This window comes from Mesorhizobium sp. B2-4-6, assembly GCF_006442775.1.
Classification (GTDB): domain Bacteria; phylum Pseudomonadota; class Alphaproteobacteria; order Rhizobiales; family Rhizobiaceae; genus Mesorhizobium.
This window is the reverse complement of record NZ_VFVI01000002.1, coordinates 418,276-436,050: the sequence shown is the minus strand read 5'-3', so window position 1 is coordinate 436,050 and position 17,775 is coordinate 418,276. Positions and strand designations below refer to the sequence as shown.

The window sequence follows — 17,775 nt, the reverse complement described above, 5'->3', positions numbered from 1 at the left end:
GGCGGGCCCCCAATACCACCTGGGCCTCTTCCCGAAGACGCCCCAGCCCAGCCGCCCTCGGATGATGGAAATCCGCCTCCAGGTGATGACCAACGCCGGGATCCGGCGGATCGGAAGCCTGCACAGTCCGCAGAGGAGCAAGACCCGAAGACCTACTTCAGGCCCGGGCGAACGCTTATGAACAAGCGTCTGCGATCGAGCGATGGCGGCGACAGGAAGAAGGGCTTAGACAGACTTTCCAGGTCGATCGGATCGTTTGTCCGACAGGGATCGGGCGGTGCAGGAAATGCCTCACGGCGGCTGTCATCAGCGAGCGGCGGAGCCGTCGCACGCTTCGGTGACATCCTCTTCGAAGCGGCGAACGAAGGCATTCGCGAAACCGTCCGACGACTGAACCTCGAAGCGCTCGCAAGCCGATCCCTCGCAGAGATCTACGCGTCCCTCGTCGACTTCATCTGCGGAGACGGCGGCGACCTCGAAGACGCCATGAACCGCGATGCCTACATGCATGCGCTCGAGGAAATCATTGCCGTGCCGGAAATCGACCTCGAGAAGCCATCGGTGGACACTATCAATCTCCTGATCGAACGCTTCATCGCCGGAACCATCGACAACCGGATCAAGAACGGCATCGCATCGGGCATCGTATTGCTGCCCAAGGACATTGAACAGGTAAAGTTGGCGCAGGCGGATGTCAGGCAGTTCGTTGGTGGCGCGGTGAAAGAGGCCATGGCAAGGACTGGCAAGTTGTTCGCGCGCAGCGCCATACGCGAGACGATAGACCGCGTATACGAATGGGCGATGGCCGTCCTCGGGACATATGGCGACGATGCAGCCGGAGAACCCGCATGACTAGATACGTAATCTCCGGCGTGCTCGGACACGAAGACCGGTACCGCCTGAAAGCTGAAGTGGACGAGGTTGTCACTCGCTTCGATCTACTGAATACAGGTGGACATCTCGCATTCGGCGTTGATCGAACGCTCATGCGAATGGCGGCGATGAGTCTTTCCCCGACTGCGATCGGCGTTGATCTGATCACCCTGGCCGCGCTAGTCCATACAGCCGACACGAGGGTCAGCAGGTTTCAAACTGCCCAGGATGGGTGGACACGGGAGCTTTCCGTTGTTGTCCCGGTCAGCGATCCTGATCGTTGGAACGCGGCGGTCCCGACTCTCGACCGGATGCTCAGGTTCCTGACTGGCGATCTATGGAAAGTTCGCTTTAGGGCGTTGGCCGGAAAGAGGCCCGGCGCCAGTCGCGTGCCGCGGGTTATCCGGCGGGAGGACTTCGACGGCGTATCACTGTTCTCGGGCGGTCTCGACAGCCTCATCGGTGCGATCGACGAACTCAAGGGCGGTAGACGGCCACTATTCGTCAGCCATGGCGGAGAGGGTGGTGTTAGCGGCCCTCAGCGTCGGCTTTTCAGGACGTTGGACAGCCTAGGCATTTCCAAGAAGCCATTAGCACGTGTGCGGCTAGGGATGGTGATCCCACACCACGTTTTCGAAGGGATCGCAGGGGAGAATTCGACCCGGGGGCGCTCTTTCCTGTTCATCGCGCTAGGAATATTCGCCGGAACCGCTCTGAGGAAGTCGTTCACACTGCGTGTGCCCGAGAACGGATTGATCTCGCTCAACGTCCCGCTAGACGAGACCCGGCTCGGGAGCAACAGCACAAGGACCACTCATCCGTTCTACATCCACCGATGGAACGAGTTGCTCGACAAGATCGGGATCGATGCGACGATCGAGAATCCTTACTGGAATCGCACCAAGGGGCAGATGGTCGCCGAATGTGTCGATGCCGATGCACTACAGAAGCTCGCGCCGATGTCTGTCTCCTGCGCCCATCCTTCGACGAAGCGTTGGTCGGCGGGAAGCGAGTCGCACTGCGGCTACTGCCTTCCTTGCATCATAAGGAGATCGTCGTTGCTGAAGGCACCATGGACGCCGAAAGACGAGACCGGCTACGCCGTTCCGGACCTCACCGCCGAAATTATGGATACCAACAAGGCCAAGGGACGGCAGATCCGTGGATTCCAGTTCACCATCGCCCGGTTGGCTAAGAATCCCGAACTCGCGAAGCTTTGGATTTACAAACCCGGCTCCCTCGCAGAAGACGCGGCCAAGGTTCCCGAACTGGTTAGGGTTTACGAAGACGGCATGGCAGAGGTGGCGGAACTTCTGAAGCGCGTCAGAGCCGCTCCACTGGACCAACGAAGTGAATGAACCGCTCGTAGACTTCCATTGCCATCTCGATCTCTTTCCGGACCTTAAGCAGATCGTCCGTGAGTGCGAGGCGCGAAGGGTGTACACGCTTGCGGTGACCACTACGCCGCGGGCGTGGGCCAGGAACCGTGACGCTGCTGCAGCCACCAAGCACGTGCGCGCGGCTTTGGGCATCCACCCGCAGCTCGTCACGACTCACGGCAATGAGATCGAGCTCTGGGAGAAGCTTCTGCCAGAAACGCGTTATGTCGGGGAGGTGGGCCTGGACGCGGGTCCGGCGCATTTCAAATCGCTCCCCCTACAGCGAGAAGTGTTCCGTCGGGTTCTGGAAGCCTGCGCAACGCTGGGCGACCGTATCTTGTCGGTTCACAGCGTGAGGGCTGCGACGCCGGTCCTCGACATGATCGAGGCGCATCTGCCGCCAGGACGCTCGAAGGTCGTGCTTCACTGGTTCTCGGGAAGCAAGGCGGAGGCCCGGCGCGCCGTCGAAATGGGTTGCTGGTTCTCGGTGAACGTGCCGATGCTGAGCAATGAACGGATCGCTTCGATCATAACGTCGGTGATTCCTCTCGACCGGATCCTCACCGAGACAGACGGACCTTTTGCAGAAGGACTGTCGGGACCCGCACGCCCAAAAGACGTTCGGATGGCGTTGGATCTCTGCGCACCTGCGCTTGGCATAGAGCGCGCGGAAGTCGCGAGCCACGTCCTGCGGAATATGAGGGGCCTATTGACAGTGTGATGTTTGAGTCTCCGTTCTCGATGGAGAAGACCCGGTGGCGTCGGAATTTGGACCCTTAACGAATGACAGCCTTTATTTAACCGCTGCAGCCAAGGACCGGACAGCCAGGTAACGGTCCCAACGCGCGGGTCGAAAGTCGGCCTGCTTACTCGCACTGAAGGCCCGAACGATGCGACGTTCGGGCCTTCTTTTGCTATTTCATATCAGGGTGAGCAGACTTTGTGTGTCGAATGAGCGATCTACCTTGACGTTGAGCGAGATTCAGTGACGCGTCAGGGTCGCTTGCGCTCAGTCTCAGCTGCACCCGCTCGTCGAGCCACACGTGTCGCACTTCTCGCAGGTGCCGTTCCGCACCATGGTGAAGTTGTGGCACTCGGAGCATTCGTTGCCGGTGTAGCCCTGGAGCAGCGACTGCTGGCGCCTTGTCGCGGCGAGCTTCTTCGCTTCGGCCGCCTCGTTGGCGGCGGCGTCGGTGAATAAAGCTTCGGCGCCGCCGGCGGCCTCGGCTTCTTCTTCCACCATATCCTCGGCCAGTTCCCGGGCGCGCTCCTCATAGTCGCGCTTGTAGGCGAGCGCCTCGTCGCTGGCCGGCTTCAGCGCCAGCACGTTGGAGCCGGCGAAGGCGGTGGGCGCCGCGCGGGCAGGGGTCGTCGCCGGGGCTGAGCCGCCGAAGCCCTTGGGCTCTGAGCCGATGCCAGACACCAGCTTCACCGGCGAGGCGCCGCGATAGAGGCCCTTGGAGAAGGGCGTCGCCTTGCCTTCGGTGATGCCGCGGCCAAGCGCGGTCTTGTCGAAGTCCGACTGGTCGACATGGGCGAGGTCGTGGCGGCCGAGATAGGAGACGGCGAGCTCGCGGAACACATAGTCGAGGATCGACGTCGCGTTCTTGATCGCGTCATTGCCCTGCACCATGCCGGCCGGCTCGAACTTGGTGAAGGTGAAGGCCTCGACATATTCGTCGAGCGGCACGCCATATTGCAGGCCGAGCGAGATCGCGATGGCGAAGTTGTTCATCATCGCGCGGAAGGCGGCGCCTTCCTTGTGCATGTCGATGAAGATCTCGCCCAGGCGGCCGTCGTCGAATTCGCCAGTCCTGAGATACACCTTGTGGCCGCCGACGACGGCCTTCTGGGTGTAGCCCTTGCGGCGGTTCGGCAGTTTTTCGCGGTCGCGGTAGAGGCGCTCGATGACGCGCTCGACGATCTTTTCCGTCACCTGCACGGCGCGCTGCGCGGCGGGCGCGGCGATCAGTTGCTCTACCGCCTCGTCCTCGTCCTCCTCGCCATCGGCGAGCAGCGAGGCATTGAGCGGCTGCGAGAGCTTCGAGCCGTCGCGATAAAGCGCGTTCGCCTTCAGCGCCAGCTTCCACGACAGCATATAGGCGTTCTTGGCGTCCTCGACCGTCGCCTCGTTCGGCATGTTGATGGTCTTGGAAATGGCGCCGGAGATGAAGGGCTGCGCGGCCGCCATCATCAGGATGTGGCTGTTGATCGAGAGCGAGCGCTTGCCGATCTTGCCGCAGGGGCTCGCGCAATCGAACACCGGCAGATGCTCGGCCTTGAGGAAGGGCGCGCCTTCCAAAGTCATGGCACCGCAGACATGGATGTTGGCGGCGTCGATGTCCTTCTTCGAGAAGCCGAGAGCCGGCAGCATTTCGAAGGAGATGTCGCCGAGCTGCTCGTCGGTGAAGCCGAGCGTCTCCTTCACCCAGTCGGCGCCGAGCGTCCACTGGTTGAACACGAACTTGATGTCGAAGGCCGACTTCAGCGCCGCATTCAGCGCCGCGATCTTCTCGTCGCTGAAGCCCTTGGCCTTGAGCGAGGACGGGTTGATGCCGGGCGCCTGGTTGAGGTTGCCGTGGCCGACCGCGTAGGCCTCGATCTCGGCGATCTGGCTTTCGGAGTAGCCCAGCGTGCGCAGCGCTTCCGGCACGGCGCGGTTGATGATCTTGAAATAGCCGCCGCCGGCGAGCTTCTTGAATTTCACCAGTGCGAAGTCGGGCTCGATGCCGGTGGTGTCGCAATCCATGACGAGACCGATCGTGCCGGTCGGCGCGATGACAGTCGCCTGCGCGTTGCGGTAGCCATGCTCCTCGCCGAGCTCGATGGCGCGGTCCCAGGCGGCGCGGGCATGCTCGGCCAAAGCCTGCTGCTTAAGGTCGGAGGCGACCAGCGGCACCGGGTTGACGGCGAGCTTCTCGTAGCCGTCCCTGTCGCCATAGGCGGCGCGGCGGTGGTTGCGCATGACGCGCAGCATGTTCTGGGCGTTGCGGTCATAGTCCGGGAAGGCGCCGAGCTCGGAAGCCATCTCGGCCGAGGTCGAGTAGGCTACGCCGGTCATGATGGCGGTGAGCGCCGCACAGATGGCGCGGCCCTCGTCGGAGTCGTAAGGGATGCCCGAGGTCATCAGCAGGCCGCCGATATTGGCGTAGCCGAGGCCGAGCGTGCGGTAGTCGTAGGAGAGCTTGGCGATCTCCTTGGACGGGAACTGCGCCATCATCACCGAGACTTCGAGCACGACGGTCCACAGCCGAACGGTGTGCTCGTAGGCCGCGATGTCGATCGTGCCGTCCTCGTTGCGGTAGGGCAGGAGATTGATCGAGGCGAGGTTGCAGGCCGTGTCGTCGAGGAACATGTATTCCGAGCACGGGTTGGAGGCCCGGATCGCACCGGCGGAAGCGCAGGTGTGCCAGTCGTTCATCGTCGTGTTGAAGTGCAGGCCCGGATCGGCGGAAGCCCAGGCGGCGTAGCCGATCTTTTCCCACAGATCCCGCGCCTTCAGCGTCTTCAGCACCTTGCCGTCCTTGCGGGCGGTAAGCTGCCAGTCGCCATCGGCCTCGACGGCGCGCAGGAAGTTGTCCTTCAGCGACACCGAGTTGTTGGAGTTCTGGCCGGAGACGGTGAGATAGGCGTCCGAATCCCAGTCGGTGTCGTAGGTCTTGAACGACATCGAGGTGTAGCCTTGCTTGGCGAACTGGATGACGCGGTAGATGTAGTTCTCCGGCACCGCGTCCTTCTTGGCCGCCTTGATCTCGCGCTTCAGCGCGGTGTTCAAAGCCGGATCGAAGCAGTCGTCACCATGGCCTTCGCAATTGACGCAGGCCTTCATGATGGCTTCGAGATGCTTCTTGACGATCTTGGAGCCGGTCACCAGCGAGGCGACCTTCTGCTCTTCATTGACCTTCCAGTCGATGAAGTCCTCGATATCCGGGTGGTCGGCGTCGACGATGACCATTTTTGCCGCGCGGCGCGTCGTGCCGCCCGACTTGATGGCGCCCGCCGCGCGGTCGCCGATCTTGAGGAAGCTCATCAGGCCGGACGAGCGGCCGCCGCCGGACAGTTTTTCGCCTTCGCCGCGCAACATCGAGAAGTTCGAGCCGGTGCCGGAGCCGTATTTGAACAGGCGCGCCTCGCGCACCCACAAATCCATGATGCCGCCCTCGTTGACGAGATCGTCCTGCACGCCCTGGATGAAGCAGGCATGCGGCTGCGGATGCTCGTAGGAGGACTTCGACTTGGTCAGCTTGCCGGTGAAGGGGTCGACATAGAAGTGGCCCTGGCTGGGGCCGTCGATGCCGTAGGCCCAGTGCAGGCCGGTGTTGAACCACTGCGGCGAGTTCGGCGCGACGCGCTGGGTGGCCAGCATATAGGCGAGCTCGTCGCGGAAGGCGCGCGCGTCGTCCTCGGATTTGAAGTAGCCGCCCTTGTAACCCCAATAGGTCCAGGTGCCGGCGAGGCGATCGAAGACCTGGCGGGCGTCGGTTTCCGAACCATAGCGCTCGGCCTCGGGCAGCTTGGCGAGCTCAGCCTCGTCGGCAACCGAACGCCACAGGAAGGAGGGAACGTCGTTCTCCTCGACCTTCTTCAGGCGCGCCGGCACGCCGGCCTTGCGGAAATATTTCTGTGCCAGGATGTCGGCCGCGACCTGGCTGAACTGCGCCGGCACATCGATGTTATCGAGGCGGAACACCACCGAGCCGTCGGGATTCTTGATCTCCGACAAAGCCTTGCGGAATTCGATCTCCGCATAGGCAGACTGTTCTGGCTTGGTGAAGCGACGCTCGATGCGCATTGGTCCGGTCCCTTTGTATCTATATATAGCGCTTTTCCCTGGGGATTTCTGCCCCACCAGGCGAAAAGCACAGTCCGCCGTTTGCCGGCATTGCGAGCAGCGCCGGCACTCTCCTCGTCGCAAGTGCCGGCACGCAGACAGCAAGACGCTTTCCCAAGCATCTGCCCGGGCTGCAGGCCGACCCTCGCGGGTCCCTAAACTGAAACTTTTGTCGATTCCCTCCGTAGAGGGAGGTTCACACTATCTAGCGTCGAGCCTGCCTGCAAACACTAAATATAGTGTTAACAGATCATTTTTTCCAGACCGACAATTCTCCCTTTCGTCCACCCAAGCCCTAAAGATCCCCACGTCTCCGCCGGCCTCGTGAACAGGCGGAAATCCGGGCAAAACGCACAAAATCCGGGAAAAAAGACCGGGCTCGAAACTCTCCGGTCGCGCCCGCAACAGGAGCGCATGGCCTATAAAAAGCGACTCGTTCCGACCCGTCAAGGATTCGTTTTTGTAGCTTTTGTGACCCCAACATCTTGTGTGTCACACATGTGGATAACGGGGACATAGGAAGCTTGGGTTCGCAGGCACTTGACGCGGTTTATCAATCTGCCGCGAAGCCGTGTCGGGCCGTCGGCTTTTCATTTTAGCTGGCTTGCACTATCTGTTGCGTTCGCGCGGGGGCGCGCCTTGTCAACACCAAAAGCATCCGCTACGCCCCGCTCATGACAGTTACCGTACGTTTTGCCCCATCGCCGACCGGCCGCATCCATATCGGCAATGCGCGCACCGCGCTGTTCAACTGGCTTTTCGCCATGAACAACAAGGGCCGTTTCATCCAGCGCTTCGACGACACCGACATTGCCCGCTCGAAGCAGGAATATGCCGATTCCATCCTGTACGACCTGCATTGGCTGGGCATCTTCCCGGATGTCACCGAATACCAGTCGCGCCGCTTCGAGATTTATGACGCCGCGGTCGAGCGGCTGAAGGCGGCGCGGGTGCTCTATGCCTGCTACGAAACGCCTGAAGAACTCGATCTGCGCCGCAAGGTGCGTCGCACGCGCGGCCTGCCGCCGGTCTATGGCCGCGAGGCACTGACGCTGACGCCGGAGCAGGTGGCCGAATACCAGTCGGATGGCCGCCGGCCGCATTGGCGTTTCCTGCTGCCCAACTTCACCGGCGATCCGCTGCAGCCCGAACGGACCGAAGTGCATTGGAACGACCTGGTGCGCGGCGAGGAGACCGTCGACCTCGCTTCGCTGTCGGATCCAGTGCTGGTGCGCGAGGACGGCACCTATCTCTACACGCTGCCTTCGGTGGTCGACGACATCGATATGGGCGTCAGCCACGTCATTCGCGGCGACGACCACGTCACCAACACCGGCGTGCAGATCGCCATCTTCAGGGCGCTCGGCGCCGAGCCGCCGGTCTTCGGCCACCACAATCTGCTCACTACCGTGTCGGGCGAGGGGCTCTCGAAGCGCACCGGCGCGCTGTCGATCGAAAGCCTGCGCGACGACGGCATCGAGCCGATGGCGGTCGGTTCGCTGGCGGTGCTTGTCGGCACGTCGGAAAACGTCACCGCCGCGCACGATCTCAACGAGCTTGCCGGCCATTTCGACCCGGCTGCGACGTCCAAGTCCGCCTCCAAATTCGACCCGGACGAGCTCTTCGTGCTCAACCGCACGCTGATCCATCATATGCCGTTCGAGGAAGCGCGCGACCGGCTCATAGTGCTGGGCATTTCCGGCGACAAAGCCGAGCCGTTCTGGATGGCCGTGCGCGGCAATCTCGACCGCCTGTCGGACGCGGTCGCCTGGTGGCGAATCCTGAGTGAGGGCCCGCAGGAACCGGCCGAGTTTTCCGGCGAGGACCGCGATTTCCTCAATCAGGCGTTCGAGCTTTTGCCGGAGGAACCGTGGAACGGTACGGTGTGGAAGGACTGGACCGGCAAGATCAGGGAAGCAACCGGGCGCAAGGGCAAGCCGCTGTTCATGCCGCTGAGGCTTGCCCTTACCGGGCGGACGTCGGGGCCGGAGCTTTCAGATCTATTGCCGCTGATGGGTCGGGAAGGAACGCTGGCCCGACGACCCTGACCTTGCGCTGATCCGGCGGCAGCGCCGAGACCGGCGACACCGGCACCTTGGTGGTCAGCCGCTTGATCGCTTCTTGGTCGAGCCCGCCCTCGGCATTGGCGAGCGTTTCCGGATCGGCGCCGGGATCCGGCTTGGACGCTGGCATGGGAATGAAGGGCGCTGCCTCGCCGTCGGGCTGCGACAGTTCGGGATTGGGCGGGTTGCCGCCGATGATCGTGAAGTTGCCGGCCTGCGCGTTGCAGCCGCAGGTCGGCGGCCGTGAATAATTGGCCTGCTTATAGAGATAGGCGGTCGCCAGCTCGCTGTAGGGTTGACCGGTTGCCGACGAGGTCATCGAGCCAGAGTCGTCGTCCATTCCACGCGAATAGAAGACCTGCATCTCGGTGCCCGGGCAGCTCGATTCGCAGTTTTTCTGGTCGCGCTCGAAGTCACCGGCGGATGCCGCGTTGGACATCGGGAAGAAATAGCCGTCGCAGGTGCGCACGCACATGGTGTGGAACTCGCCGGCCGGCCGGGGCAGGTCCATGCCGTCCGGCGGGTCGATGACGCGGCGGATGTTGCGCACGCTCGGATCATCGGGCGGCACCTCCGAGTCCGGCATATCGGGGCCATCGGGCGTTTCGAGCTGCTGGTCCTGGCGGCCGAAAAGCTGCTCGAACAGATTGCCGCCGCCATTGTCGCGGGCCGCCTCCCGAAGCGGGGCGTGGCGCGGCGCGATCTCGTCGTCGCGGCAGCCATTGGCGTCGAGCGCCGCCAGAATGCGGCTGCGGTCGCGCCGCGTGCCGCCGGCGGCGAGCCGCTCGCGCTTGGCTTGCAACGTGTCGAGATTGGCGTTCATGCGTTGGATCGAGGCATTGATCGCCGCGCATTGGCTGACATTGCGCGAAAACAGCGTGAAGCCGCAATTGGCGTCGCTCGCGCGGCTGCGGACCTTCGCAAGCTGCTCGCGCTGTCGCTGGATGGCATCATCATATTTGCGTACGATGACCGGCCCTCCGCCGCCACCGCGTGTCGCGGCGAGTTCGGCTTCAAGCTGCCTGCAGGCGCGCGAGGCCGCCTCGGACCCGGTCACGGCGACGACCGAGCCTGCAATCGCTGCAAGCAGCGCCATCAGCTGGGTCAGCTTCAACCCCGCGCCTTTCATCCGAAACCCCAAATCGCCTGTTCGACCCGAAGCTACGCTGCCGTGGTTAATCGACTATGCCAGAGTCGGACCCACCGGACCCAGGAACAATTCGGCGCGAAGCGTTTTCAACCGGAAACACAACCTTCCGTCGCCGGCCGCAAGACGCCGAGGGCCCAAAAAAGACGCTTTCGCGCGGGACCAATTGCGCGAACTCGGCTTGCAAGAAAGGGGCGGTGCATGATCCCGGTTACCCGTCGGACCGCGCTGCGGCTCGGCCTTCTGTTCCTGGCGGTGCCGCACGCGATGGCCAGGAAAGCCACGCCTGAGGCGATGGCGAAGATCGCCACGCCTGAATGGACCTTCAGGCTGGTCGATGCCGCGCGCAGGCAGATCGGCGTCACCACGCTCTATGATCCGACTTACACCCGCATCCCCTATCCCGGCGGCGATGTCGCCCAGGACCGGGGCGTGTGCACGGATGTCGTGATCCGCGCCTATCGCCGCGCCTTCCGGCTCGACCTGCAAAAGCTGGTGCATGAGGACATGGTGGCCGATTTCTCCGCCTATCCCAAGGCCTGGGGCTTGAAATCGACCGATCCGAACATCGACCACCGCAGGGTGCCCAATCTCGCCGTGTTCTTCGAACGGCGGGGGGGCTTCGCTGGCCGTCAGCGACGATCCTGCCGACTATCAGCCGGGCGATCTCGTCACCCAGATGCTGCCCGGCAACCTGACGCATATCGCCATCGTCTCCACCAACCGCTCGACCGAGGCACCGGAACGGCCACTGGTCATCCACAATATCGGCCGGGGCGCCCGCGAGGAGGACACGCTATTTGTCTTCAGGCGGACGGGGCATTTCCGCTTCGCGCCTGCCTAGGGAGGCCTCAACACACCCTAACCCAGATCGACCAGCGCCTGCGCCTTGTGCGCCGCCTCGACCACGGCGAGCGCGGTCATGTTGACGACGCCGCGCGAGGTCACCGACGGCGTCAATATATGCGCGGGCTTGTCCGTGCCGAGCAGGATCGGCCCGACATGCAGCGCGTCCATCATAGCGCGCAGCGCCGTCAGCGTGATGTTGGCCGAATCGAGATTCGGGAAGACCAGCAGATTGGCTTCGCCCTTCAGCCTGGAATGCGGATAGACGCGCTGGCGCAGATGCTCCGACAGCGCCGTATCGGCATGCATCTCGCCGTCGCACTGCAAGCCGGGCGCGATGCGGCCGAGGATGTCCGCCGCGCGGCGCATCTTGAGCGCGCTCGGCGAATCGCGGGAGCCGAAATCCGAATGCGACAGAAGCGCTGCCTTCGGCTCGATGCCGAAACGCTGGATCTCCTCCGCCGCCAGCACCGTCATTTCGGCGATCTCCTCCGCGGTCGGGTCGACCGAGACATGCGTGTCGGTGAGGAAGACGATGCCGCGCTGCGAGATCAGCATCGACAGCGTCGACAGGTCCCAGTCCTTGATGCCGGCGCGAGGCCCGATGATCAGCGAGACATTGCGCAGATGCCGTTCGAAGCGGCCTTCGAGGCCGCAGACCATCGCGTCCGCGTCGCCGCGCTTCAGTGCCAGGGCCGCGATCACCGTGTTGTCGGTGCGCACCATGGTGCGGGCGGCTTCCGTCGTCACGCCGCGCCGGCCGGCAAGTTCGATCAAGAGGTCGACATAATGACGGTATCGCGGATCGTCCTCCGGATTGATCAGGGCGAAATCGACGCCCGGACGGATGCGCAGACCGTAACGCTTCAGCCTGACCTCGACCACATGCGGGCGGCCGATCAGGGTCGGTTCTGCGATGCCTTCCTCCAGCACCACCTGCGCCGCGCGCAACACGCGCTCGTCCTCGCCGTCGGCATAGATGACACGCTTGGCGCTTGAAGCCTTGGCGGAGGAGAACACCGGCTTCATCACCAGGCCGGAGCGGAAGACGAAGCGGTTGAGCTTGTCGATATAGGCGGCGAAGTCGGCGATCGGTCGCGTCGCGACGCCGGTGTCGCAGGCAGCCTTGGCCACCGCCGGCGCGATGCGCAGGATGAGGCGCGGATCGAAGGGCGAGGGGATCAGGAAATCGGGGCCGAACATCGGCGTCTCGCCGGAATAAGCGCGCGCCGCGACATCCGACGGCTCCTCGCGCGCAAGGGCGGCGATGGCGCGGACCGCCGCCATCTTCATCTCCTCGTTGATGGCGCTGGCGCCGCAATCGAGCGCGCCGCGGAAGATGTAAGGAAAGCAGAGCACGTTGTTGACTTGATTGGGAAAATCCGAGCGCCCGGTGCAGATCATGGCGTCCGGCCGCGCGGCTCTTGCCGCTTCCGGCATGATCTCGGGGTTAGGGTTGGCCAAAGCCAGGATCAGCGGCTTCGGCGCCATATGCTGCAGCAACTCCGGCTTCAGCACGCCGGCGGCGGAAAGGCCGAGGAAGACGTCGGCGCCGGGAATGACGTCGGCCAGCGTGCGCGCCTCGGTATCCTTCACATACGGGTCTTTCCAGCGATCCATCTCCTCGACGCGACCCTTGTGGGCGACGCCGAAACGGTCGGTGACCCAGATGTTTTCGACCTTGGCGCCGAGCGAGACCAGAAGGTTGAGGCAGGCGAGCGCCGCGGCACCCGCGCCGGAAGTGACGATCTTGATGTCGGAGATTGCCTTGCCGGCCAGTTCCAGCCCGTTGAGCACCGCGGCTGCAACGATGATCGCGGTGCCGTGCTGGTCGTCGTGGAAGACCGGGATGCCCATGCGGGCTTTCAGCCGCTCCTCGACCTCGAAACACTCAGGCGCCTTGATGTCCTCGAGGTTGATGCCGCCGAAGGTCGGTTCGAGCGCCGCGACGGTCTCGACCATGCGGTCGATCTCGGGCGCGTCGATCTCGATGTCGAAGACGTCGATGCCTGCGAATTTCTTGAACAGCACCGCCTTGCCTTCCATCACCGGCTTGGAGGCGAGCGGACCGATATTGCCCAGCCCAAGCACGGCGGAGCCATTGGAAACGACGCCGACGAGGTTGGCGCGGGCGGTATAGTCGGCGGCGGTTGCCGGGTCGTCGCGGATTTCGAGGCAGGGCGCGGCGACGCCCGGCGAATAGGCAAGCGCCAGGTCCCGCTGGTTGCCGAGCGGCTTCGTCGCCTGGATTTCGAGCTTTCCCGGTGTCGGATGCTTGTGGAAGAAGAGGGCGGCCTCGTCGAGGTCCGACCGGGCCGTTTTCTTGTTCTCGCCGTCCATCCGGCCCTCCCTCTGTTCCTGATTTGGAGCCTTTTAGCATGTGCCGACGAGACTTCGCGACGGCAAATCGCGGACCCCGGCCTTCACAATGCCGGAGCGAAAATAATCAACCGATTCCAGACGGTTGGCTCGGAAGCCTCAGGCGTATTGGATTGGCGGTGGTCAAAACGCACTGACGTAGAGACCGCCGTCGACCGGGATGTTCTGGCCGGTGAGGTAGCCGGCATGGACAGAGCAGAGGAAGGCGCAGATCTGACCGAATTCCTCCGGCGTGCCGAGACGTTTTGCCGGCACGTCGGCGCTGATGCGGGCCTTGCGCGCGGCGGCCGCGGCCGGGTCTTCCTCGGTGCCGGCCTCATGCGGGCCGCGCAGCCGGTCGGTATCGAGCTTGCCGGGCAGCAGGCTGTTGATGGTGACGTTGCGGTCGATGACCGTGCGCGCCACGCCGGCCAGGAACGAGGTCAGACCGGCGCGCGCGCCGGACGACAGGTCGAGACCGGGGATTGGAACATAGACCGACAGCGAGGTGATATTGACGATGCGGCCGAAGCCACGCTTGGCCATGCCGCCGATCACCGCCTGGACGAGTTCGATCGGCGTGACCATGTTCTGCGTAACGCCCTCGAGGATCTTTGCGCGGTCGAGCTCGCGAAAATCGCGCAGCGGCGGGCCGCCATTGTTGTTGACCAGGATGTCGGGGTCCGGGCAGGCGGCGAGTATCGCTTTTTGCACCTCGGGCTTCGACACGTCGCCGGCAACTTCGATGACCTTGACGCCGAACCGGTCGCGGATGTCCTTGGCGGTCTTGGCCACCAGTTCGGCGTTGCGACCGTTGACGACGAGGTCGACGCCGGCTTCGGCAAGCGCCATCGCGCAGCCGCGCCCCAGTCCCTTGCTCGAGGCGCAGACGATGGCCTTCTTGCCGCGAATACCGAGATCCATGGTGATTTTCTCCTGGTGCTTTGGTCGCGCAAGCTAGCGCCTGGGCTGGACCAACCGCAACCGTCATACGGTTGTTGCATGAATCGGGGCATAGGCACGCGAAAGCAAAGGGTAAAATCGTGATGTCGGACCCAGAGCCCCGCACTTTCCGCGCCTTGTTCATTTCCGATGTGCATCTCGGCTCGAAAGCGGCCAAGGCCGATTTCCTGATCGACTTCCTGCGCTATCATGACGCCGAGATCATCTATCTGGTCGGCGATATCGTCGACGGCTGGCGGCTGCGGCGCAGCTGGCACTGGCCGCAGAGTCACAACGACGTGGTGCAGAAGCTGCTGCGCAAGGCGCGCAAGGGCGCTTCGATCACCTATATCGCCGGCAATCACGACGAATTCGCCCGCCAGTTCCAGGGCGTGCATTTCGGCGGCATCGTCGTTGCCGACCGTGCCATCCACGAGACCGCCGACGGCCGGCGCCTGCTGGTCATTCATGGCGACCAGTTCGACACGGTGGTGCACAATCAGCGCTGGCTCGCCTATCTCGGCGACTATGCCTATGACACGGCGATGGTGATCAACCGCGTCGTGACCAAGCTGCGCCACCTGCTCGGCCTGCCTTACTGGTCGTTCTCGTCCTGGGCCAAGGTCAAGGTCAAGAAGGCGGTGAACTTCATCGGCTCGTTCCAGACCGTGCTTTCGGAAGAAGCGCGGCGCTCGCATGTCGACGGTGTGATCTGCGGCCACATCCATCACGCCGCGATCGAAAGCTATGGCAACGTGCAATACATCAACACCGGCGACTGGGTGGAAAGCTGCACGGCGGTGGTCGAGCATTTCGATGGCCGCATGGAGATCCTGACCTGGGCGCATGTGCTTCCTGAAACCACGGCAGGCAGCGACGCGCTGGTGCCGGTCGACATCATCGACCTGAAGGGCAGGGCGGCTCAGGCGGCTTGAATGCAGCGGCCTGTTCCCGCTTCCGCTGCTTCCCTGGTCGCGCCGACACAGGGCGCGGGGCGCCCGCTCAGGGGCCTCGCTCGTCAACAGCTTTGCTCTTGATCGATTGATCTAGGCAGTTCCGCCGCGCTTTGCCTCATGTTAGGGATCGAGACACGTTGCATGGAGTTGAATGCAGCGAAATTGGATCGATTCATGCCGCTGCCGCCGCTATCGCCCGAACAGCTTGTCAAGCCCAGCCATTTCGAACTGCGCATGAGCCTGATCTTCGCGACCCTGTTCGTGTCGCAAGGCACGCATCTGCCTTACTTTCCGCTCTGGCTGCAGGCGAAAGGTTTTCATGCCGAGCAGATCGCGGTCATCCTGGCGGCGCCAATGTTCCTGCGTGTCGTGACGACGCCGATGCTGACCGCGTTCGCCGACCGCGCGAATGACCGCGCCAATGTCTATATCGCGTTAGTCGCCGGCTCGATGGTCGTCTCCGCCGGTTACTTCCTGCCGGCCACCTATGCGATCGTGCTTGCCGTGTCGCTTTTGCTGACGATCGTCTGGACGCCGCATTCGCCGATGGCCGATTCGCTGGCGCTGTCGGGCGTGCGCCGCTTCGGCTCGAACTACACGGCGATGCGCAAATGGGGTTCGATCTCCTACCTCGGCGCCAATGTCGTGGGCGGCTTCATCCTGGCGGCCACCGGTCCGCAGGCGGTTCCGGCCATCATCTTCATCGCGCTCGGCGCGGCCCTGGTCGCGGCAGTGGCGGCACCGCGCATGGGGCGACCGCGCAAGGCCTCGCCGCTTTCGGCGACCGAGATCCAGCATAAGGCGCCGAGCCTGTTCAACGCCTATTTCCTTTATTTCACGCTCGGTGTCGGCATCATCACCGCCAGTCACGCCTTCCTCTACGGCTTCGTCTCGATCTATTGGAAATCGATCGGCATCGGCGATTCCGTCGTTGGCCTGCTATGGGCTTGGGGCGTGGTCTCCGAAGTTTGCATGTTCCTGTTTTTCAACCGTATTTTTGCGTCCATCTCGGTCGTCAGGGTGATGGTGATCGCCGGTATCGGTTCGATCGTGCGCTGGATCGCCTTTCCGCTGGTCTGGCCGCTCGGCCTGGGCGTCGCCGGCTTCTTCGTTGTTCAGACGCTGCATTCGGTGTCGGTGGCGATGGTGTTGATCGGCCTGCAGAAGATGATCGGCGAGACAATCTCCGAAGAGCGCACGGGTGCTGCGCAAGGCATCGCCTATTTCTTCAACGGCTTCTTCATGGCGGCAGTGACGCTGGCTTCCGGCCCCCTTTATGAGCGGCTTGGCGTCGACGGTTTCCTGGCGATGATCCCGATCGCGATCATCGGCATGGTGCTGATAGGCCTCGCTTCCCGCTCAGCCCCAAAGCACCCGCTCAGGGGGTGAAACCAGCGATCCCCGGTAGACAAGGCCGGGCTCGCGGTCGCGCGCAAGCAGCAGCGGGCCGTCGAGGTCGACGAAGTCCGCGTCCTGCGCCAGGAGCACCGCCGGCGCCATGGCGAGCGAGGTGCCGACCATGCAACCCACCATGATGCCGAAGCCAAGGTCGCGCGCGCGGTCGCGCAGCTTCAACGCCTCCGTCAGGCCGCCGGATTTGTCGAGCTTGATGTTGACGGCGTCGTAGAGGCCGACCAGCGCATCGAGGTCTTTCGCCGCATGAACGCTTTCGTCGGCGCAGACCGGCACCGGATGCGCGATCCGGCGCAGGATGTCGTCCTTGCCCGCCGGCAGCGGCTGCTCGACCAGCGTGACGCCGTGTTGCGCGGCGAAAGCGAGGTTCGCCTCGACATTTTCGTCGGTCCAACCCTCATTGGCATCCAGGATGATGCGGCTTTCGGGAGCGGCTTCCGTCACCGCGCGGATTCTGGCCATGTCGTTGTCGCCGCCGATCTTGACCTTCAGCAAGGGCCGCGTGGCGTTGGCGCGCGCCTGCGCGGCTATGGCCTCCGGTGTGGCGAGCGACAGGGTGTAGGCGGTTTCCAGCGGCCTGGTCGGAACGGCCCCGATCGCCACCGCCACCGGCGTGCCGGTGAGCTTGGCTTCCAAGTCCCATAACGCGCAGTCGATGGCGTTTCGCGCGGCGCCCGCGGACATGGCCGCAAGCAGGGCGGTCCGATCGATGCCGGCGACGATCCGATCACACATGGCTTCGATGGCCGCGCGCACTTCCTCCATGGTTTCGCCATAGCGTTTGTAAGGCACGCACTCGCCACGGCCGGAACGTCCCCCGTCATCGATCGTTACGGTGATGACTTCGGCCTCGGTTTTGGATCCGCGCGAGATGGTGAAGGTGCCGGCAATCGGAAACCGCTCCGCCTCAACCGAAATGACACGCGCCATAATTTTCTTCTCCGGCTATGCGACACCAGTCTGCCGG

Annotated in this window: 12 protein-coding genes and 1 pseudogene; 8 read left to right on the top strand and 5 right to left on the bottom strand. The window is 63.4% G+C overall.

All coding sequences use genetic code 11. The features are described from left to right. Positions 1-177: 177 nt before the first annotated feature. From qatB to qatD, 3 genes are read left to right on the top strand one after another with little or no spacing between them, the layout of a single operon-like run. Positions 178-852, top strand: coding sequence for a Qat anti-phage system associated protein QatB (gene qatB / locus FJ957_RS07975; RefSeq protein ID WP_140830275.1), 675 nt, complete (start codon positions 178-180; stop codon positions 850-852). Then, complete coding sequence (qatC, locus tag FJ957_RS07970; protein ID WP_140830273.1) at positions 849-2,231, top strand: Qat anti-phage system QueC-like protein QatC; 1,383 nt, start codon at positions 849-851, stop codon at positions 2,229-2,231. Before qatB ends, qatC begins: the two co-directional genes overlap by 4 nt. Next, positions 2,224-2,973, top strand: coding sequence for a Qat anti-phage system TatD family nuclease QatD (gene qatD / locus FJ957_RS07965; protein ID WP_140830271.1), 750 nt, complete (start codon positions 2,224-2,226; stop codon positions 2,971-2,973). Before qatC ends, qatD begins: the two co-directional genes overlap by 8 nt. A 294-nt stretch (positions 2,974-3,267) precedes the next feature. Here qatD and FJ957_RS07960 read toward each other — a convergent pair whose 3' ends face one another. Next, the gene (locus FJ957_RS07960; RefSeq protein ID WP_140830269.1) at positions 3,268-7,044 is read right to left on the bottom strand and encodes a vitamin B12-dependent ribonucleotide reductase; all 3,777 of its coding nucleotides are present in this window, start codon (positions 7,042-7,044) and stop codon (positions 3,268-3,270) included. A 713-nt stretch (positions 7,045-7,757) separates the two neighbouring features. Here FJ957_RS07960 and gltX point away from each other — a divergent pair. Then, positions 7,758-9,131 (top strand): glutamate--tRNA ligase, encoded by a 1,374-nt coding sequence (gltX, locus tag FJ957_RS07955; RefSeq protein WP_140830267.1) that lies wholly within the window; start codon positions 7,758-7,760, stop codon positions 9,129-9,131. On the opposite strand, the gene FJ957_RS07950 is transcribed toward gltX, so the two are convergent. Continuing rightward, positions 9,049-10,275: a DUF2865 domain-containing protein gene (locus tag FJ957_RS07950; RefSeq protein ID WP_140830266.1), complete on the bottom strand. Its 1,227-nt coding sequence runs from the start codon at positions 10,273-10,275 to the stop codon at positions 9,049-9,051. The two genes, gltX and FJ957_RS07950, sit on opposite strands and share 83 nt — an antisense overlap. 219 nt (positions 10,276-10,494) lie before the next feature. On the opposite strand from FJ957_RS07950, the pseudogene FJ957_RS32160 reads away from it, so the two are divergent. Together FJ957_RS32160 and FJ957_RS32155 are read left to right on the top strand one after the other, a co-directional pair. After that, positions 10,495-10,851 (top strand): annotated as a pseudogene (locus tag FJ957_RS32160) (DUF1287 domain-containing protein); the annotation flags it as partial. Position 10,852: 1 nt separating this feature from the next. Further along, the gene (locus FJ957_RS32155) at positions 10,853-11,137 is read left to right on the top strand and encodes a DUF1287 domain-containing protein (protein ID WP_348642555.1); all 285 of its coding nucleotides are present in this window, start codon (positions 10,853-10,855) and stop codon (positions 11,135-11,137) included. Between the two features lie 17 nt (positions 11,138-11,154). Here FJ957_RS32155 and FJ957_RS07940 read toward each other — a convergent pair whose 3' ends face one another. Both FJ957_RS07940 and FJ957_RS07935 read right to left on the bottom strand, forming a co-directional pair. Next, a complete protein-coding gene (locus FJ957_RS07940) occupies positions 11,155-13,479 on the bottom strand; it encodes an NADP-dependent malic enzyme (RefSeq protein ID WP_140830264.1) in 2,325 nt (774 codons plus the stop codon). A gap of 162 nt (positions 13,480-13,641) precedes the next feature. Continuing rightward, positions 13,642-14,421, bottom strand: coding sequence for an SDR family oxidoreductase (locus tag FJ957_RS07935; protein ID WP_140830262.1), 780 nt, complete (start codon positions 14,419-14,421; stop codon positions 13,642-13,644). Between the two features lie 122 nt (positions 14,422-14,543). Here FJ957_RS07935 and FJ957_RS07930 point away from each other — a divergent pair, with 122 nt between their 5' ends. After that, positions 14,544-15,374: a UDP-2,3-diacylglucosamine diphosphatase gene (locus FJ957_RS07930; protein ID WP_140830260.1), complete on the top strand. Its 831-nt coding sequence runs from the start codon at positions 14,544-14,546 to the stop codon at positions 15,372-15,374. A gap of 195 nt (positions 15,375-15,569) precedes the next feature. Beyond that, the gene (locus tag FJ957_RS07925; protein ID WP_140830258.1) at positions 15,570-16,784 is read left to right on the top strand and encodes an MFS transporter; all 1,215 of its coding nucleotides are present in this window, start codon (positions 15,570-15,572) and stop codon (positions 16,782-16,784) included. On the opposite strand, the gene dgcA is transcribed toward FJ957_RS07925, so the two are convergent. After that, a complete protein-coding gene (dgcA, locus tag FJ957_RS07920) occupies positions 16,755-17,738 on the bottom strand; it encodes an N-acetyl-D-Glu racemase DgcA (RefSeq protein ID WP_140830257.1) in 984 nt (327 codons plus the stop codon). The genes FJ957_RS07925 and dgcA overlap by 30 nt on opposite strands. Positions 17,739-17,775: the final 37 nt, after the last annotated feature.